The organism is Paenibacillus sp. FSL K6-0108, from assembly GCF_045040695.1.
Taxonomy (GTDB): domain Bacteria; phylum Bacillota; class Bacilli; order Paenibacillales; family Paenibacillaceae; genus Paenibacillus; species Paenibacillus pabuli_B.
Genome location: NZ_CP150288.1, coordinates 3,049,061 through 3,067,671, shown reverse-complemented (window position 1 = coordinate 3,067,671; position 18,611 = coordinate 3,049,061). Strand labels below are relative to the sequence as shown.

General features: G+C 44.4%; 16 protein-coding genes. 7 read left to right on the top strand and 9 right to left on the bottom strand.

Going from position 1 to position 18,611, the window contains the following annotated elements:
• Window positions 1–8 precede the first annotated feature (8 nt).
• Window positions 9–302, bottom strand: a complete 294-nt coding sequence (locus MHB49_RS14235; RefSeq protein ID WP_247902482.1) for a hypothetical protein — start codon at window positions 300–302, stop codon at window positions 9–11.
• 66 nt (window positions 303–368) lie between these two features.
• Between MHB49_RS14235 and MHB49_RS14230 the strand changes: the two genes are divergently transcribed.
• Window positions 369–656, top strand: a complete 288-nt coding sequence (locus tag MHB49_RS14230) for a response regulator transcription factor (protein ID WP_405156556.1) — start codon at window positions 369–371, stop codon at window positions 654–656.
• Window positions 657–791: 135 nt separating this feature from the next.
• On the opposite strand, the gene yidC is transcribed toward MHB49_RS14230, so the two are convergent.
• Both yidC and MHB49_RS14220 read right to left on the bottom strand, forming a co-directional pair.
• Window positions 792–1,670 (bottom strand): membrane protein insertase YidC, encoded by an 879-nt coding sequence (yidC, locus tag MHB49_RS14225; RefSeq protein WP_405156555.1) that lies wholly within the window; start codon window positions 1,668–1,670, stop codon window positions 792–794.
• A 379-nt stretch (window positions 1,671–2,049) separates the two neighbouring features.
• Complete coding sequence (locus tag MHB49_RS14220) at window positions 2,050–3,696, bottom strand: DUF4153 domain-containing protein (RefSeq protein ID WP_405156554.1); 1,647 nt, start codon at window positions 3,694–3,696, stop codon at window positions 2,050–2,052.
• Between the two features lie 133 nt (window positions 3,697–3,829).
• Here MHB49_RS14220 and MHB49_RS14215 point away from each other — a divergent pair, with 133 nt between their 5' ends.
• Window positions 3,830–5,614: an ABC transporter substrate-binding protein gene (locus tag MHB49_RS14215; RefSeq protein WP_405156553.1), complete on the top strand. Its 1,785-nt coding sequence runs from the start codon at window positions 3,830–3,832 to the stop codon at window positions 5,612–5,614.
• Window positions 5,615–5,675: 61 nt separating this feature from the next.
• Here the strand turns inward: MHB49_RS14215 and MHB49_RS14210 are convergent, their stop codons facing one another.
• Together MHB49_RS14210 and MHB49_RS14205 are read right to left on the bottom strand one after the other, a co-directional pair.
• A complete protein-coding gene (locus MHB49_RS14210; protein WP_405156552.1) occupies window positions 5,676–7,028 on the bottom strand; it encodes an FtsW/RodA/SpoVE family cell cycle protein in 1,353 nt (450 codons plus the stop codon).
• Window positions 7,025–7,360: a PadR family transcriptional regulator gene (locus MHB49_RS14205; protein WP_024631897.1), complete on the bottom strand. Its 336-nt coding sequence runs from the start codon at window positions 7,358–7,360 to the stop codon at window positions 7,025–7,027. The genes MHB49_RS14210 and MHB49_RS14205 overlap by 4 nt, the downstream gene beginning before the upstream one ends.
• A 293-nt stretch (window positions 7,361–7,653) precedes the next feature.
• Between MHB49_RS14205 and MHB49_RS14200 the strand changes: the two genes are divergently transcribed.
• A complete protein-coding gene (locus tag MHB49_RS14200) occupies window positions 7,654–8,238 on the top strand; it encodes an AAA family ATPase (protein WP_247902474.1) in 585 nt (194 codons plus the stop codon).
• A gap of 174 nt (window positions 8,239–8,412) precedes the next feature.
• Here MHB49_RS14200 and MHB49_RS14195 read toward each other — a convergent pair whose 3' ends face one another.
• The 3 genes from MHB49_RS14195 to MHB49_RS14185 all read right to left on the bottom strand — a co-directional run bounded on the left by MHB49_RS14195 (window position 8,413) and on the right by MHB49_RS14185 (window position 13,227).
• Window positions 8,413–10,575: a cytoplasmic protein gene (locus tag MHB49_RS14195; protein ID WP_405156551.1), complete on the bottom strand. Its 2,163-nt coding sequence runs from the start codon at window positions 10,573–10,575 to the stop codon at window positions 8,413–8,415.
• Window positions 10,576–10,884: 309 nt separating this feature from the next.
• Window positions 10,885–11,850 (bottom strand): sugar phosphate isomerase/epimerase family protein, encoded by a 966-nt coding sequence (locus MHB49_RS14190; RefSeq protein WP_405156550.1) that lies wholly within the window; start codon window positions 11,848–11,850, stop codon window positions 10,885–10,887.
• 180 nt (window positions 11,851–12,030) lie between these two features.
• Window positions 12,031–13,227, bottom strand: coding sequence for an ROK family transcriptional regulator (locus MHB49_RS14185; protein WP_405156549.1), 1,197 nt, complete (start codon window positions 13,225–13,227; stop codon window positions 12,031–12,033).
• A 620-nt stretch (window positions 13,228–13,847) separates the two neighbouring features.
• Between MHB49_RS14185 and MHB49_RS14180 the strand changes: the two genes are divergently transcribed.
• Complete coding sequence (locus tag MHB49_RS14180) at window positions 13,848–13,946, top strand: IS3 family transposase (RefSeq protein WP_405156548.1); 99 nt, start codon at window positions 13,848–13,850, stop codon at window positions 13,944–13,946.
• Between the two features lie 415 nt (window positions 13,947–14,361).
• On the opposite strand, the gene MHB49_RS14175 is transcribed toward MHB49_RS14180, so the two are convergent.
• The gene (locus MHB49_RS14175; protein ID WP_113052849.1) at window positions 14,362–15,201 is read right to left on the bottom strand and encodes a YitT family protein; all 840 of its coding nucleotides are present in this window, start codon (window positions 15,199–15,201) and stop codon (window positions 14,362–14,364) included.
• Window positions 15,202–15,577: 376 nt separating this feature from the next.
• Between MHB49_RS14175 and MHB49_RS14170 the strand changes: the two genes are divergently transcribed.
• The 3 genes from MHB49_RS14170 to MHB49_RS14160 all read left to right on the top strand — a co-directional run bounded on the left by MHB49_RS14170 (window position 15,578) and on the right by MHB49_RS14160 (window position 18,474).
• A complete protein-coding gene (locus MHB49_RS14170; RefSeq protein WP_405156547.1) occupies window positions 15,578–16,636 on the top strand; it encodes a fatty acid desaturase in 1,059 nt (352 codons plus the stop codon).
• A gap of 93 nt (window positions 16,637–16,729) precedes the next feature.
• Window positions 16,730–17,878, top strand: a complete 1,149-nt coding sequence (locus tag MHB49_RS14165; RefSeq protein WP_405157133.1) for a sensor histidine kinase — start codon at window positions 16,730–16,732, stop codon at window positions 17,876–17,878.
• Window positions 17,875–18,474, top strand: a complete 600-nt coding sequence (locus MHB49_RS14160) for a response regulator transcription factor (RefSeq protein WP_247902469.1) — start codon at window positions 17,875–17,877, stop codon at window positions 18,472–18,474. Before MHB49_RS14165 ends, MHB49_RS14160 begins: the two co-directional genes overlap by 4 nt.
• Window positions 18,475–18,611: the final 137 nt, after the last annotated feature.

The following is an 18,611-nucleotide window of genomic DNA, read 5'->3' as shown; positions in this document are numbered from 1 at the left end:
GGTCAAGATTAAGTTAATTTTTGAGCAGACATTGTTCTGAAACTTTGGATAAAAGGCTTGGGATCTATGTTGACCATATAAGGATAGACTCCGGTGCTGGTATGTAGATAGAAAAAACCACCTTCATTCCCCATTCTCCGAAAGGACATGTCGAACACTTCCGTAATGTTAAACTCGCGGTATTTCGTTACAATCTTGTCCGAGTACAGGATCATGGATCGATCGCTCTGCAGTATTTCCTGTGCGAGACCCGTCACTTCTCTCTGTACTTTGTAATATGGCAATACAGCAATGCAGTTCATGATCTCCCTCCGTTCTGGCATGATTATTGGTTCCATCATATCAGATCGGAGAGCCTGAGCAAAAAAATGATCCAACCACATATTAGACTAGAACAGGCTATGCCACAGGACTTGCTGCATTTACTCGCCGAGAGTCATGGATTATCCATTCGGGAACGGGAACTGTTAGGTTACGTGCTGCGCAGTTATTCTTCCAAGGATATCGCTGAAGCGATGCATATCTCCGCTTACACAGTACAGGATCATTTAAAATCCATTTTTGCCAAAACAGATGTATCCTCCCGCCGTGAGCTAATCTTGTATTTTGTATCCCGTTTCCAGTTGTCTGATGAGCCGGCAATTTCAATGTTATAACCTGGACATACAAAAAGATGCCTTGTCCCATGGGACAAGGCCTCTTTGCACGTATGAAAGTGAAGAAATACCAGCTATATCAACACATAAGTTCATTTCATGTGAACCTACAATACTATTCTCACGAATGAACAATTAAGACTTGGCAGGTTTGGCAGCCTTTTTCGCAGGTTTAATATTTTTGTTGCTTACCTGCACAGCAGCGGGCTCTTGCGGATGTTCAACCGGATACAATTTGCGGAACAATAACGTCTGCAAGACCAGGAACGAACCGCCAATCGTCCAATACAGCGGCATCGCAGCAGGTGCCGAAAGAGAGAAAAAGGCCATCATCAAAGGAGAGATATATCCTATGATTGCAAATTGTTTTCGCTGTTCCGGCGCCATATTGGCTTGTGAAACCTTGGCTTGGATCAGATAAATTATTGCTACCACAACTGCAAGCACATAGTCAGGCGCTCCTAATTTGAACCAAAGAAATGAGTGGGATGAAAGCTCCGGCGTAAGCCGAATAGCTGTGTAGATACCTGACAGAATGGGCAGCTGAATCAGCAGTGGCAAACATCCGATATTCAGCGGATTGAACTTGTGCTTCTTGTAGAGATCCATCGTTTCCTGTGAAAGCTTCTGCTTATCAGCTGGATCGTTTTTGCCCTCATACTTTTTCTTGAGCGCATCCATCTCCGGCTTCATGGCATTCATAATCACTCGGGTACCTTGCTGAGATTTGGCTTGTCGCATCATCAATGGCAACAACGCAAGACGGATAATGAGGGTTATTACAATAATGGCGACCCCATAACTTCCATTAAATATCGTTGCGATGTGCTGAATGAGATACGACAGCGGAAATACAACATAATGATTAAAGAACCCCGGTGTTGATGAATTAATCTCTGAAACGTTGTTACTGCATCCAGCCAGCAGCATTACTGCAAATAAAATTGCAATCAGCCCATAGATCCGTCCTTTGCCAGATGTAAAAGTGAACCCCTTGCTTGTCTTATGTTCCATATATATCCTCCTCGTTGATTTGTAGAAAATGGATTCAACGAGGATTGGCAATCTGGTTCATCTTCATCCGGCGATTCTCTCCGTCTGATCATTCGACTTAAAGCTTCCGGTCTGTATTGTCCGTCCAAGGACAAAGCTGGTAATCCAGGCTCCAGACCACCTCCGGCCCCACCTTCCATCCAGTACTCTGTAATGCCGCAATGCAGATGGGCAATATAAGCATAACTGACGGTGAAAATGAGTCCGATTGAAAATATATAAGGTATTAATTCGTGAAGTTCAAACAAGGGATTCACCCCCTTTATAGGTTAGTTTTTATATTATAACACTTACATATTGATTTTGCATAAATTCATTACTGGAAAACAGGTAGAAGAATTCATTCCATTCTCCATTTGGACAATTCTAGCTTAGCTCTATGTCTTGCTGTATTAAAAGAAGTCCATGAACTCTCTGCTTCACCCCAGTCGAAGTTGGCTTGACGATCCAACATTTCCCCTTTCAAATTCGGGTACTCTCTCTGGGCAAATTCCCGCAATAGCGGAACGGCATCTGCAGATAAACTCGCCAAGTAGGATGTATCAATAATGCCTGTCTGATGATATCGTGCAATATTGAGCTCCGCAATCCGTTTATCCATACCTACATAGTTGACTGTCACATAGGCTGTAAGGGACAGTACAATATACCAACGGATCAATGGTATGGATGTATAACGGATTCGAAGAGCGGCAATAAGCAGCAGCAGGGCCAGAAAAATCATAAATGCATGTACTAGAAATCGAATGTAGGTATATCCGTAAGCCTGTTCATATAGGTTGAGGCGTATAAACGCCGAGTACAGCATGATTGCGGAACAACCCACCAGGACAAAGAGCAGCACCTGATGCACAACAGAACCTATTTTGCCGCTTGAACGCGTGAACTGAAGAGCGACGATCAGGATGAAAAAATTAATGCCTGTTACCAGTATCAGCTCCACAAATCCACTTCTTGCATACTCCGCATAGGACAAGTCTGACGGAAGATGCCCCTCACCCGCTCCAAAAAGATAAGAAAATTGTACAAGCACAAACAGAACATACACACAGTTGATAACCAGCAGCATCGTGCCCACAATGACGGGGTCCAATCTAAAAGGTACACGATGAGCTTGAGTAGAAATTGCCTTTGATGAGCTCCTATTTGCTGTCTGACCCTCTATGATTGAGTTCAATGAATGATTCTCTTGTATGGAGTTCACGGAAACGTCTTCTCGCTTTTCGATTTCTGAAGCAGCTGTAATTGCTTTTCCATTTTTCCAATGTGCATTCTCTCTTTTCTCCGCTTCATATTGCATCGGCTGCACGAATCCCCATACGTAACTGAACAATAAAACGCCTCCGATGAGAATCCAGATCACTCTCGGCAACCCTGGTGTCAGTGTCAGTTGATTTAACCATTCCGGAAAACCGGATAAATACTGATTAAAAATTCCATCTGCAGAGGAGAGCAGTGTTACGACCACGATGAGGATGGGAACGGATGCTATAAGGCCAATGAATACTTTGAAAGCAACCGTTTTCTGCGTTTTGCCCAATCCACGTCCTCCTGTTTTCAGAACAATGCTTGCAACAGTTCCCCAATGGCGGATGGATTGTGGCAGCAAATGGTCCATTGCGGTACCGATCAGTCCAATATCCCACCATTGTCTCTGTTTTCTACCGACCAGATAAGTCATATGTAAGATAATAAGCCCTGTTACGACCAGGAAATTAAGTATACGCAGCGGTTTATTGTCGTAAAACAGAAACGTCAGCGCCAGCATCAGCACCACCCCAGCCATAAAAGCATTAATCATGGTCAATGGCCGCATGCGGTCTCTGGCAAACAAGAACATAAAGCCATAAAAGAGGATAACAAAGATGGGATAAGAAACACCAGGCTCCTTGCCATAAAACAAATACTGATGAATGATAGCTAACATTAATGCCGATAGTAGCGTAATTAAAGCGCGATTGGGTGAAGCCATTATCTTATCAATCATGGGAAATACCTCCATTAACTTTCTAGGTTTAATTCTAGATGATAAAATAAGAATATAAATAGAAATTAAAAACGATAAAACTTCTTATTTTATTATATTGCGTCAGCTACAACCTCCAGGAGGGATCAAAAACTTGAAATTACATCAGCAATATTTGCTGCTCCATAGCCGATTTGGTCAACTTTCAGAACATGAAGTAACGCTCTCTGACCTCGCGGAACTTCTCGAGTGTACACACCGTAACACGTTAACAATCGTTAAAAAAATGGTTGCGCAAGGATGGATTCGATGGGTATCCCAGCGCGGACGTGGACGGCGTTCTACGCTGACCCTGCTTGTTCCGGCTGATCAAATTGCAGCAGAATACATGATGCAGGCCATGAATCGCCGCGAGTTGCAGCAAGCCGCCGAACAGGTTGGTGCTTTCTCCAGTTCTACGACAATGCAGGATCACCTAAACCAGTGGCTGCTTGGTTATTCTGGGCACCATACGGAAGCTGGTAGCCATAATGAGCGAATTGATACGCTCAGGTTACCAATTCGCCAACGGCTGCATGCGCTTGATCCCCTGTATATCAATTTGCTGGCAGAATCTTTTATCACCAGTCATGTGTTCGACGGGCTGGTTCAACGTAATGAACATGGGGAGATTGTTCCCTGTCTGTCTCATACCTGGGATGTCAGTTCAGATCGGAAAACATGGTTCTTTTATTTGCGTAAAGGCATTACTTTTCACAATGGACACCTGCTGACAGCCGCGGATGTGGTGTATACATTTGAACGACTGCAATCCACAGAACGGCGGACATTATACCGCGAAGTGAGCAAACAAATTCTATCGATTGAAGCAGTAGATCCCTTGACCGTTTGTTTCAAGCTCAAAGCCACACACGAATTGTTTTTGCCCTTTCTTTCTACGAGCCGTGCAGCGATTGTTGCTTCACAAGCCACGTACGGGCAACATAAAGATGGAGACAAGGAACCCAATCTACCGAATACCATGCAACAGCCTATAGGAACAGGCCCTTTCAAGGTCACAAATTGGGATGATTACCTGTGCAGACTTGAAGCTTTTCAGATGTATTTTCAAGGCAGAGCGCATCTGGACCGAGTAGATATTCTACAAATTCCGTGGAGTACCCCTGCTGCACATGTGGATGAAAAGCAAGATATCGAATCTCCCTTCTTCCACCTTGTTCATAATCCATCCTCGTCAGAGAGTAGGGACTGGACACAGATTAGTGCAGGTGTGATGGTGCGCAAATTGCTTACTTGTAATACGCAAAAAACCGGACCGCTAAGCGATCCGGAAGTAAGAGCACGTGTTCAGACATGTATTGCTGAATTGTATCGGAATGGCATGAATGAATGTAATGAAGGTGATCTAGGAGATGCTGATAAGATGTTGAAGAATGCGGAAGAATGGACTCATTCGTCTCAGTACCGCACTTTTGATCTCCCTATCCCCTTGCAAATCACAACCATTCCTCAATATCGGATGGATGCTAAACGTTTGGCATCGTCATTGGACATGTGCGGCTTCTCATGTACTGTCCGTATAGGCACGATGGAGCAATTCAAAGGAAACCTGAGACTGGAATCCGATCTAATCCTCTTCTCCCTGATTCGGGACCGGGATGAAGAATTACGCAGATACGATCTCTATCTCACGTTATCCGAACATCTGGAGGACTCTTCCAAGAAGAGTGTTCAAGAGATACTGCAAACCGTTGTTTCTTCGCAAATATCCGCAGACCGAACTGCCGATCTGGATCGGATTGAACAATTTTTGGTGCAGCAGAGTTTATTATTCCATTTATCTGAAAAACCTGTGGAGACTGCCTACCTGCCTTCCGTTCGCGGCCTCTCCTTCAACAATCAGGGATGGGTAAACCTCCGTCACATCTGGTTCCCATAAATGCTCGTTAAACGAGAATAACAATCCCTTTGTTTCAAGATACGGTAAAGATTTTGGATGCTTATGAACTGGTCACTGGGTCGGCATCTACCTTCTGCCGTATTTTTTCATTTTTCATGGAAATGGTATCCTTCCGACGGTATACACCGAGGAGTAAACCGAGCATGGCGTAATCAAACATCAGGTGATTTCCGTATCCAATAAAAGGAAAAGGAATACTAAGAATCGGAACCTTACCGGTGGTCATCGCCAACGAATAAATGATCTGCAATGCAAACATGGCGGTAATACTGACAATAATCATTCGACTGTAATCATCCCGAATGCGAGGAAGTATCTTCATCATACTGGCAACATACCAGATGACACCCACCAATAACAGTATCCCGGCTGACCAGCCAAACACATCAATGAGCAGCACACCTGGGTAATTATAATAACTCGTTTTGAACTTGTCGAACGTTGTATCAATCCCATTTCCCCACCAGCCGGCTGATCGAATAACTTCAATAATGGAATTATTGCTATATCCACTTCCGTAAGGGTCATCCTGAAGATTCAAAACGACAAAGAGCCTCTCCAGACGGCCGTACTGATCTGCAAAAAACAATAACAATACAAAAATACTTCCTGTTACAACAGCACCTATGACTGTATAAAGCCATTTTCGCGTGAGCCAGCCAAATAAAATAATGCACATTGTGCCAAACAGAAACATGCGAACCCAGTCCGACATTTGAAACAGTAGCACTAACGGTAACGCTACCATTGCAATGTAGGTCAATATGGATTGCATATTACAATTCGAACGAAGCTTGTCCAGCATAATTGTGCCAATGGCGAGTGGCAATACCCACATTGAAATCGTCGTCACATCTAGCACAAAGCCGAATGGTAACGCCCAAAATCTATTTATACCATTGTAAGTTGAAGATAACGCTGGATTGATCCACAGCATAGCATTAAGTAGAATATAGATCCACCAGGCCGCTCTTTTAAACTTTCGATAATCAAAATAAATAAAGAACAACATGAATATGAAACCCATAACGGTGTATATTACATGATTGTTATATAACTCCTTATATATTTTTACAGTAACATTGGTTGTAAAAATCCACATTAACAACAGGCTAACTGTAGCCAAACCAATTAATCCGACTATCAGCCCCCAGTGCATACGATGACGATGCAAGCGGTGCATACTTTTGCCCACCACTGCGGGGTCACCCATCTGCTCAATGGCGTATGACGCTGCCTCTTCCTGACTCAGTCCCTCTTGTTCCTTGTCCAACATCATTTCTTCCATGTGGTTGCCAAGTTCATCACGAAGATCAGTATGTACTTCACGTGCCTTAACTTGACTACACAGTTGATCAAGATAATGTTTAATCTTCTCATGTCGATCCGTCATGTTAAGCCTCCCTCTCCAAGCACCCGATCCACGGCACCGCGGAATAAAAGCCACTCGGCTTTTTTATGCTGTAACGCCTCCACACCCTTGTCACAAATGGAATAATATTTACGTTTCCTACCTTCAACCTCCATCCAGTAAGACTCCACCCAACCCTCAAGCTCCATCGCATGCAGAATGGGATATAACGTGCCTTCCTTTAAATTAAATACACCTTCCGATTGACGATGGAGTTCCTTGATCAATTCATAACCGTAAAGCGGCTGTTCCTTCAGAAGTGTAAGAATCAATGTCTCTGTGCTGCCTTTAATCATTTGTTTGTTTACCTGCAAAGCTGTCACTCCCTTTTGTTCATGCTTCCATGTCCACTATCAACAACTTTTAATACTTCTTAAAAATTCAACGTGAACTCAATAAAATCATTTCACTTTATACATCGGAAATCTATGCATAGTAAAACTAGGTATAATATTACCTGATCCTTCCTTTTCTGTCTAGCTATCAATTGAAGGCGTTTATGATAAAATAAATAAGTCATTTCACACCTGATATGTCATCATGAATGTCTTATTCTTACTCACATTCTACATATTCTTTCTATTCATTATGAGGAGGCCATTCAACCATGAGTAAACTGATTTTCTTTCTTGGGGGCGCCGGGAGCGGCAAAACAACCCTTGCTAAAGCCCTCTCACGTAAACATAAAGCTGCTTTTTTGGATATGGATATCCTGCTGCGTCCTGCTGCTGAAGCAATAATGACCTTACAAGGACTCGATCCATCCGATCGGGATTCACCGGAATACAAGAGACTGTGCCGTGATTTGGGATACCGTATTACGATGGATGCCGCACTGGACAACGTGCAATTGGGGATCGATACGGTTGTTGTTGGGCCTTTTACCAAAGAAATTGGAACTCCGGACTGGATCGAGCAGGAACTCGCACGGATCGGACGTTCCCTCGATGATACGGATGTACGTGTGGCCTATATTTATCTTGCAAATGAAGCGTTGTATCGTGAGCGGATTGCAGCCAGACAATCTCCGCTGGATGAGTGGAAGCTGGAGAACTGGGATGCCTTCACAGCCTCACTTGCCCGTAAAAAAGTAGCCTGGCCCTTGCCCGCCTCAGCCGTGGCTTATATCAATAATTCAAATGAGAACCCTGATATCGCTTTTGCTGAAGTCGAACAACGAATGTACGAATAAAATATGGAATGACCCTGAACCCATCCGCTTTGTTCACTTACATGTTTTATATACTTAATAAATGTATCCCAACCCAAAAGGGGTACTTGTCACGATGACCCGCGTAGGCCCAACATGACAAATACCCCTTTACAATGATCTATAACCAAACGTTACATCCAAACTACATCATCATTACAAGAACTGCTTTATAATATATTCCTGCTCCAGAGGTGTAATCACGGTGCGATCCAAGGGTGGGCCTTTTGTCAAATACTCTGCCACTTCAGCCACACGATTGGATTCCAGCTCTGCTGTAAATAAGAGATTGGCCATCCCTAATGTCTCAACTAATGTTCCCCGCGCTATAGTGTGAAGCATGAATAAGGTATATAAATCCGGTCTTTTCAACTCCGTCATTGCTCGGGCGATTAAAGCCAAATCAGCTTTCTTGTTCTCCACCAGATGATACGTTTTAGGATGTCTTTTCAAACCAAGATCGCACCACAAAATGCGCCGCTCCTGCACATCAATAATGGCCGGAATACAAATACGGGCTGCCGTCAGATTTATTCGTTCCTGAACCGTTGAAGGTTCAAACATCTCATCCGACTGGGGCGCCTGACGCATCATCCAGCCAGCATAATACCCCGGCAAAACCTTGAAAGTATCGTCCATGAATGCGTTAACCAATATCACCAAATAACGTACGCCCAACCTGGAAACCGACGGCAAGTACACATCCATATACTTTGCCGCCCCATCCGGTGCATTCACCATATTCCCACTAGATATAGGCTGATATTCATTTGATTGCAGAGGAGTCCAGGATGTTTGGTCCATATAACGCCAATCCGGATCATACAGTATACTCGACAGATTGGCACCTACATGACCATGTGGTTCATCTCCAACTTTACCTTTCTTCCCCCACAGAAAAAAGCGAACGGTATTACCCGCGGGTAACGATATCCATGACGCATGGGATAGAGCTCGAAGAGATTTGCTGGTACGGCGTTCTGCCCATGGAACCGAATATTCCTGAAGTCTCTCATCAATATAGACATTCCCCAGTGGAGGTAAAGTGGCAAACCGTTTCAACAGTATCTGCTCTATCACACCTATTACCGTATGAACATCCTTCACGCTGAGGGGTGGCAACGGCTGTGTGGAGACATACAAATTTTCGATATTTCCTTTGGGGAAAAAGCTCCTCCTGACCTGACACTCCGTTCGTGTGCCGAAATGGGCCGACACTCGAAGCAGCGCCCTTGTCGATACCTTCTCTTCCACAGCTTCCATTTTGCCGATCACTTGCTGTACCGGAATACCTGAACGTATCATTCGGTCCAGTTGACCAACCATCTCTTCCGGACGTTCGGCGAGCATCTCCAGAATAAGCTGGTTATCCTTCTGTTCAAATGCCCGTTCCACTCTTCCATGAAAGGTAAGCGGTCGTTCCCCACGTCGCAACTGCTCCAGCGCCGCTGCTGCACGTGGATAACGGTGTCGGTACTCACCCGGATGCAATCGCTCGGCCAATCTCAGCCAGCGCCCTTTGTATCGAAACAAATCTTCCAAAGGGTCCGAAACACCCTCCAATAAAGCAAGTATTAGCCGCCGTTCGGATCGCTTAAATGAACGGAAGCGGGTATTCAACTTCAAAGTGACATCTCCATCTGAACAGGCCACAGCCAATCGCAATATATTCGTTGCTGTGCGCAAATGTCGATGGAATTGCTGGAGTTGCTCCACCGAAGTACGCCCCGCCTTTAATATTGCCGCACAATAAACGGCTGCATTTTCTCCCACAGGTATTTGACCTGCCTCTGGCTCAAATGCGGCCCATCCCTCGTACTCTGTCGCAAACCAGATTAACTGAGCTTTTGCAACTGGCGTTAATGCCGATCTCGCTTCAAGCAGATCCATCCCCACTTGGTGAAAATCTGCTTCACTGCCAAGATGAATCACACGCAGCCGCAGCTTGTCCAGCTGCAATATGCGCTGCTCCTGTTCCTTTTCAAGAGACTGTTGTCTCCATGAATACATCAACGCATTTAAATAACATTGACTCTCCTGAATACTCATTTTTTTCTTAGGAAATCTGGGATACTTGAGGGTTCCTTTTAAATTGATTCCTTTGATCTGTCGAAGCTCGTCCATTATTCGCTCGAACCAGGATATGAATTTGTCACGTTCCCAGGTGTGCAGCACATCCATTAATTTCGTCGAAAACGTATATCCCAGCGATTCCAAATTTTTAAGTGCAGTCGCCAATATACGCACAGGCAGCTTGCCCTTCCGCTCTGCGATGATCACTTTCAAATTCCTGCTGAAATAAATTGAGAATAAGTCCATCACTTGTACTCTCCCACATGACGATAATATATTCAGCATTGGTATACTTCGCCTAGCTCGTGGCGGTTCTTCATATGTATAACGCAGCCCAAAAACTAAAAAAATCAGGGAAGCAGCACCCCTAATACCATTGTAAGAGTTCAGAAGGAAGGGATGCCATAGCCTGATTAATGCATATTATATCTTATAATTGCAGATTAGAAAATATCACATCGAAAAGAGAGCGGCAGAATACCACTTTATCCGAAAGATAAAGTTATTCTGACCGCTCTCTTTACATTTATTTTTCGTCGCTATTCACTTGCCAGATTATCCGTGCTGACGTGCCGCTTGACGTCCGGCGATTCGAGCAGTAATTAACCGGTGACTCTCATCAATCTCTTCCGGTGTGCAGGCCGCTTTCAACTCGTAGACTTTGACCGGAGAACGATCAATAATATCCAGGAATGAGTCAAAAAACGCCATGTCCTTACTATGGATATAAGGACACCAATGATCAGATAAGCCTACCGTCTCATGAATGTGGACCCCGACAACATGATCGATCAATTCATTTGCTTCGCGTACATTATCATAGAGTCCCATTCGGTCCATCATCATACCATGACCGATGTCATACCATAAGCCGAGCGGTGCACCTTTCAACTCACGGATGATTGCCCCCGCCTCTTGCAGCGTCGGCATCTGATAACAGCGCGATCGGGTTTCAATGCCGAAATTCACCCCGTACCCACGCTGCTCAGACAACTCGCACACTTCTTCCAAACTCTCCTGAATCCGCTTCAGGTAATGTGTGCTACTCGCTTCACGCTTCTCCAACATTTCTTGCCACAACGATTGATAGTCCGAGGAGTCCGGCCCTTGATCGTGATATATCTTTTTTAATGCTTCATCGATATTATATTCAAATGGCACCTCGCCTGGATGCACGACGACTGCCTTCGCACCATACCGGTGCGCATATTCAGCTGAACGAAGGAGCAGTTCGATGGCTCGCTTCCGGCGAGCCTCATCATCGAAACCGAGCAGAACCGAATCGGTTCCGTAATCCGGATCAGCTACATGTGGAAACGTATTGTGCACACTGGATATGCCGATTTCCCCCCGCTCAATCATTGGTTCAATCGTTTGCAGCAATTCGTCCGTAACGTTATAGTTCAGCTCTACCTGTCTGAACCCCAGAGATTTGATCTCCTCGATCATGCCCTCACCAGTAGTATGACGTTTGATGTTCCAGCAAGTCGAAAATGAATATTCCTTTTTGTCGGTAAACATGGCTTTGTCCTCCTATGCGCGATGTTCAACCCGTTCAATGTCTGATAAATCTTCTCTATATTTTAAATCAGTCTAGCTGATGTTTAATTCAAATCTCATTTTGTTCTCGGTTAACAGTTAAGCCAATATCGATCTCGTCCCGTTCAATCTAACATACCTCTATAATTTGAAGTAACGTCTTTATTCCAACGCCTCTTGCTGGAGATTCAGCATCGTCTGTTGTAACGCCACCTGCACTGCTCCAGTCACTACAGCCCGCTCGCCCAGCTTTGAACAGATCAGTGCCGGCTTCACTGGGAATTGTGCAGATATGATCTGTCTGAGAAATGGCAATAACACATCCCCGTTCCCCCCAATGCCTCCGCCAAGTACAATGAGATGGGGAGCAAGGACGACACAGATATGCCGCAGAGCCGAAGCAATCATTTGGCTGTATTGTTTTAGAATCTGTACAACATGCGTTTCTCCACTTCGCGCAGCTTCGAACAGTTTCTCAGGAGTCAGCTGTTCACGAAGGGCTTCTGTACCAGAATCAGGGTCCTCAAGAAGAATGGCGTCCAACTGACGCTTGGCGAGTTCCAATAGACCTTCCGCTGACAAAACATCCTCCAATCGACGATCCTCTTCCAACAACATCTCCGCGAGCTCGCCTGTCAACCCGCCCATCCCTCGAAGCAATTGCCCATTTACCATGATGCCTGCACCCGTTCCAGTACCGATGGAGAAAAAAATAAACAAATTGGATTCCGCTGCGGCTCCACCCCTGTACTCACCCAGTGCAGCCAGGTTCACATCGTTCTCCAGAATCACTTCACACGGGAAGGCTCCCGACAATGATTCAAGCGAGAGCAATTTTCCCAATCCCTCTAACGGGGCAACGATTCGATCGATATCTCCAGATTCCGGGACTACAACACCAGGGATGCCAAAACCAACACATCGAATCTGCTCCCAATTTAATTGATTTTCAGTCAGCAATTCATCCATATGGCTTCGAAGAACATCAAGGAGTGCCGTCCTTTCTGGGTCACCACTTTGAACCGATAACATCGGATACGTTCTGTAATCCATAATCTCACCATTCAGATCAGAGAGAGCGATCCGAATTCGGGTTGCCCCAATATCGATGCCACAGACATAATAAGCTGTTTCGTTGAATCGAATGAGTGTTGCTTTACGACCCTGGGCATTGTCAGCCCTACCGGTTTCCAGCACCAAGTTTCGTTTAATTAGATGTTCGATCGCTGACGACACCGTAGGTTTGCTGAGTCCGGTTTGACGACTGATATCTGCCCTGGACATCGCGCCAGCTGCAATCAGCGCATCCATAATCAAATTCTCGTTCAAATTGCGGATATATTGCGGTGAGCCAGCCATTTTATCGCCTCCTTCTATAGTTAGTTAAGTTTCTTAACGAATTAAATTCAATATATCATCGGGTTTATAACGTGTACAGCTTTTTGTCTGTTTCGGATGATAGGATTTCAAAATCAAGACCTGATCTCATCGTGATCATTTATTTTCGACTTTACATTATGTAAATCAAAAAAAGCCGCCGTTGGCGTGCTTCGTATCATGAAGCGGGTGTAGAAGGCTTACAGGATACACGCAAATCGAATTCAGGTCGCCCATCGGAACGTGAATTAACATTAGAGCCAAAAATTGAGCGATTAGAAGCAAAGAATCGATTATTACGAGCGAAAAATGAACTGCTAAAAAAGCTCGATCTACTCGAAAGGCAGATGTTGAAGAAGAAATAAAAGTGGCAGTAGAGGTGAAGTTCGAACTCATTCAGCGTACGATCCAAACCTACAAATTGAAACGATTGGTCTGCTATCTATGCGATGTTATGGAAGTATCACGTTCGGGATATTACAATTACTTCTCTAAACAATCAGCCCAAAAGCGCGTAGCTAAAGCCAAAGTAGATGAGATTGTAAAGGAAATTAACGGCGTATCTTTTTCGTGGACAAAAGAAAGGAGCACGCAAAATCAAAATGACATTAGAAAATCAGTATGCGGTCACATACAACTTAAAGCGAATTCGCCGTATTATGAAAAAATTCAAGATCATCTGTCCCATTCGAAAGGCGTAATCCAGCCCGTAGAATGGCAAAAGCAACGAAAGAGCATCGCATATGTCCAAACAAATTACAGCGCAATTTTAAGCCAGGCGAAGCTGGAAAGGTGTTATTAACCGACATCACTTATTTAACGTACAAAGGCATAAACGCGCGTATTTATCGACCATTAAAGACGCACAGACGAATGAAATTTTAGCGTATGAAGTATCTTCTTCGTTACATGTAGAAATTTCGCTGAACACGCTCCATCGATTGAAGAAGCACCGCCATAACAATGATTATCGAGGGCAATGGAATTTGAAAAAGCTGCCGCCTGTAAAATACAGACAGCAGCTTGAACTAGTTGCCTAGTTTTTTTCAGAATGTCCTTTACAAAAAGTACACTTTAATACACCGCAGCTCCTTATTTCCTTATATATACGTTTTATTACGATTTGGACAATTCGATGAACCCTTCCCCAAATACGTCACGCACATCATGGATTGTTATAAATGCGATCTCGTCCTCCGCCCGCACGATCTTCTTCAGCATCGGAACTTCCTGTTTACTAATGACAATATATAAGATCTCTTTCGGGTTCTTTGTATAGTAACCATGACCAGACAGGACGGTGACTCCCCGATCCATCTTCTCAATGACCTGCTGAGCAATGGCATCCTGTTTGGTGGATATAATCGTGACTGCTTTTTTTGGATTGAGCCCTTCAATAATGAACTCCATCGTTTTGGTACCAACGAACAACATGACAATCGTACACATCAATCCTTGCGGCCCGATAATGAAGAACGACGAGAACGCCACGATAAGATCAAAGAATAACAGTCCATAACTGATGTTCCAATCCAGATATTTGTTGGCAAGTCGGGCCAGAATAACCGTACCCGCCGTTGTACCGCCTACTCTAACAATCAAGCCGATACCCAGACCGGCAAATAATCCACCAAATATAGTATTGATCCAAAGCTCGTCCGATGCAATCGTCCAGCTTTCGGTCAGGTGCAGGAACAGCGAGTTAAATACCACCGCAATAATGGTATACACCGTTGTTGTTCTGTCCAGAAACTTGTAACCCACAATGAGCAAAATACCATTCAGGAGCAAGTTCATCAGTCCTGGAGACCATTCAAAAAGGTAATACAAAATAATTGTAATCCCCGTAACGCCACCTTCAGCCAAATCATTCGGGATGACGAACAGGTTTACTGCAAGTGCAAACAGAAATGCACCCGCCATAATAAATAGAATATCCGTTATTCTTTTCTTCATCATGCACTCCATCCAATCCATCAGAAAATCAACCTATCAACCAATTTCATAAGTTGTCATAACCACTCAATGATAGATTCTACCATGCCAGGCTCAAAATTTGTATACATAATACAAATTGTTGCTTGAATTGTACAAAGGAGTATACAAACACTGTTTTTTCAGGCTCAAAAAATCCGTTTCGCTTCACCCACCCATGACAAATGTCATGGGTCATCATTGATATTCATCATTACAGTGTACTGACACTTATGACTTACTGCACTGGATGCATTCTTATACAATGATAAAAACGCCTCACTTGGAGACATCTTCCCAGGAAGCGTTGGGTTATAACTGATTACAGTTATTGACCATCGAAGGAGGACGTAAGTCTATGAGCAGAACCAAAGAAATGGCCCTTAAAAAAGAAGTAACCCCTTATGAGAAAAATAATCTTCGCCTGAGTATTCAACAATTAGTGAATTCCATACTGCCATTATTATTATTGTGGGCCGCAGCGTACTATAGCTTGTCCGTGTCCTACTGGTTGACATTTCCGATAGCCCTCGTAGCCTCGGGATTTGTTCTTCGAACGTTTATCATCTTCCATGACTGCTGTCATGGTTCATTCTTTAAGAGCAAACGTGCCAACGACATTCTCGGCACAATTACAGGTGTATTAACGCTCACACCCTACCTGCAATGGAAAAACGAGCATTCCATTCACCACGCAACCAGCGGCAATCTGGACAAACGTGGAGTTGGCGATATCTGGGTGATGACGGTTGAGGAATACAAAGCCGCTTCCCCTTGGGGTCGTCTGTTCTACCGGATTTATCGTAATCCGTTTGTTATGTTCGGTATTGGACCCATCTATGTGTTCCTTTTTGCCTACCGCTTTAACCGTAAAGGTGCAAGACGCAAAGAACGTATGAATACTCACCTGACTACAGTGTTGATCGTAGCGCTCTACGCTTCCATGTGCTGGTTGATCGGCTGGCAGGCTTTTGTTCTGGTGCAGGCACCCGTCTTTTTCTTCTCCGGCTTCTTCGGCATCTGGCTGTTCTACGTACAGCATCAATTTGAAGATACGTACTTTGAAAATGAAGATGAGTGGAGTTATGTGAAGGCTGCTGTAGAAGGTAGTTCATATTATAAATTGCCTAAACTGCTGCAATGGATCAGTGGCAATATCGGGTTCCACCATGTGCATCACTTGAGCCCACGTGTACCCAACTATTATTTGGAAGAAGCCCATAACGCAACACCGCCATTGCAGAAGGCTACAACGATTACGCTGCGTTCCAGTCTGGCTGCCCTGCGATTCCGTCTGTGGGACGAAGAATCCAAGCAATTTGTCAGTTTCAGAGAGATCAAAAGCTTAACTCGCAAGCCTTACGTTCAACCGCCTATTCGAGTAACCAACCAAGCGAGTCTGACAGAGAAGCCTTAACTCTGTCAGATTCGTTTTCTTGTATTCAGGCTAAAGTCGTGCTACAGTCAGGCTAAGTTTGAGTACAATGCAAGTCCGAGGAGGAGAATTTTCATTCAAAAGTGGATGCAGCTCTTTTATAAAAATACAGGTTTGAATCCGTATGTATGGCTCGTCTTTTTCATCCTGCCCTTCTATTATATTTCACAATATTCCAAATTGTGGCCCATGGTTGCGGGTATTTTCATCATTCTGTTCTTCTTTGTTTGTTATCTGCTTGCCTTCATCACAAAGGGCTGGCAAGTCTATATGTGGATTGGACTCTTGATCGCCATATCGATTACGATGACCATCGCTTATGATTATGCCTATTTCTCATTGTTTCTTGCTTTTTTTATTGGGAATATTAAAAATAAGGCCGGTTTCTTCACCCTTTATTCGGTGAACCTGGCAGCCAGTTTTTTAACCATTAATTATAGTTTCATTAAACAGAGCACCCTGCTGCTCAGTCAGTTCCCGTTTGTATTCATTACTCTTATGGCATCGATCCTGCTCCCGATTAGCACGTATAACAAAAACAAGCGTGAACAGCTGGAAGGTCAACTGGAGAGTGCGAACAAGCGGCTGGATGATCTTGTGAAAATGGAAGAACGGCAGCGTATCGCTCGAGATCTGCATGATACGCTTGGACAGAAACTCTCTCTGATCGGTCTGAAAACCGATCTGGCGAAGCGCCTGCTCCGCATGAATCCCGATCAGGCCGAGATCGAATTAAACGATTTAAGACAGACGGCGAGCACGGCACTGAAGGAAGTCCGTGAAATGGTAACGACCATGCGTGGCACACAACTAGTGGATGAACTGTTCCGTGCCGAACAGATTCTGAAGGCAGCTTCGATTGAATTTGTACTGGAAGGCAATCCGAAGCTGCAGGATACGTCACAGCTAAATGAAAATGTACTCGGCATGTGTCTGAAAGAAGCCGTCACGAATGTGATCAAACATAGTCAGGCAGAGGTATGCACTATCCGTATCGAGCAGACAATTGCCGATAATGTATTAACGATTCAGGATAACGGAGTCGGAATAGAACGTACCCGCAAGCAAGAACGGCGCGGTACGGGAATATTGGGGATGAAAGAACGACTTGAATTTGTAAATGGTTGTCTGGATATTCGCTCTGGAGCAGACCTGGAAGGTACAGGTATTGTCATCCATGTTCCCAAGCTGGTTCGCAAACCAATAAAGGAGGTTGAACAATGATCAGGATCATCATTGCCGAAGATCAGCGCATGATGCTGGGGGCGTTGTCCTCTCTACTCAATCTGGAAGAGGATATGGAAGTCGTGGGACGCGCAAGCAATGGACAGGAAGCTCTCGATCTCGTCAGGGAGCTTACACCGGACATCTGTCTGATGGACATTGAAATGCCAGTCAAAAGTGGCCTGGAGGCCGCTGAGGAACTTAAAGGCATGAACTGTAAAGTCATTATTTTAACTACCTTTGCCCGGACCGGATACTTCGAACGAGCTTTGAAGGGCGGTGTACGAGGTTATCTGTTAAAGGATAGCCCCATCGAGGAATTGGCTGAAGCGATCCGTCAGGTCATGAATGGAAGACGTATTTTTGCACCCGATTTGGTGGACGAGGCTTATGTACAGGAGAACCCGCTAACCGAGCGTGAACATGCCGTTCTCGGTCTGATGGCAGATGGTAAAAATACAAAAGAAATTGCCGGACATCTATTTATTACAACCGGTACGGTGCGAAATTACATTTCGATTATCCTTAACAAATTAAATGCGAGTAACCGCATTGAAGCCATTACCCGTTCAAAGGAAAAAGGATGGTTCAAATGAAAGTACCGCCTTAACCCATTGAAACCAAAATAAGCAAGGTACGTCGATTGGGGCGATACCTTGTTTATACAGAAATAGGCTGGTCTGGAGCATTCGCTCCGGGCCAGCCTATTTCCTTTAAAGCCTTTTTTTGAAAG

Coding starts and splice junctions, on each gene's coding strand:
- MHB49_RS14200 (WP_247902474.1), top strand. CDS start 7,654: ATGAGTAAACTGATTTTCTTTCTTGGGGGCGCCGGGAGCGGCAAAACA.
- MHB49_RS14230 (WP_405156556.1), top strand. CDS start 369: ATGATCCAACCACATATTAGACTAGAACAGGCTATGCCACAGGACTTG.
- MHB49_RS14220 (WP_405156554.1), bottom strand. CDS start 3,696: ATGATTGATAAGATAATGGCTTCACCCAATCGCGCTTTAATTACGCTA.
- MHB49_RS14170 (WP_405156547.1), top strand. CDS start 15,578: ATGAGCAGAACCAAAGAAATGGCCCTTAAAAAAGAAGTAACCCCTTAT.
- MHB49_RS14160 (WP_247902469.1), top strand. CDS start 17,875: ATGATCAGGATCATCATTGCCGAAGATCAGCGCATGATGCTGGGGGCG.
- yidC (WP_405156555.1), bottom strand. CDS start 1,670: ATGGAACATAAGACAAGCAAGGGGTTCACTTTTACATCTGGCAAAGGA.
- MHB49_RS14210 (WP_405156552.1), bottom strand. CDS start 7,028: ATGACGGATCGACATGAGAAGATTAAACATTATCTTGATCAACTGTGT.
- MHB49_RS14180 (WP_405156548.1), top strand. CDS start 13,848: ATGACATTAGAAAATCAGTATGCGGTCACATACAACTTAAAGCGAATT.
- MHB49_RS14175 (WP_113052849.1), bottom strand. CDS start 15,201: ATGAAGAAAAGAATAACGGATATTCTATTTATTATGGCGGGTGCATTT.
- MHB49_RS14235 (WP_247902482.1), bottom strand. CDS start 302: ATGAACTGCATTGCTGTATTGCCATATTACAAAGTACAGAGAGAAGTG.
- MHB49_RS14195 (WP_405156551.1), bottom strand. CDS start 10,575: ATGGACTTATTCTCAATTTATTTCAGCAGGAATTTGAAAGTGATCATC.
- MHB49_RS14185 (WP_405156549.1), bottom strand. CDS start 13,227: ATGGCTGGCTCACCGCAATATATCCGCAATTTGAACGAGAATTTGATT.
- MHB49_RS14190 (WP_405156550.1), bottom strand. CDS start 11,850: ATGTTTACCGACAAAAAGGAATATTCATTTTCGACTTGCTGGAACATC.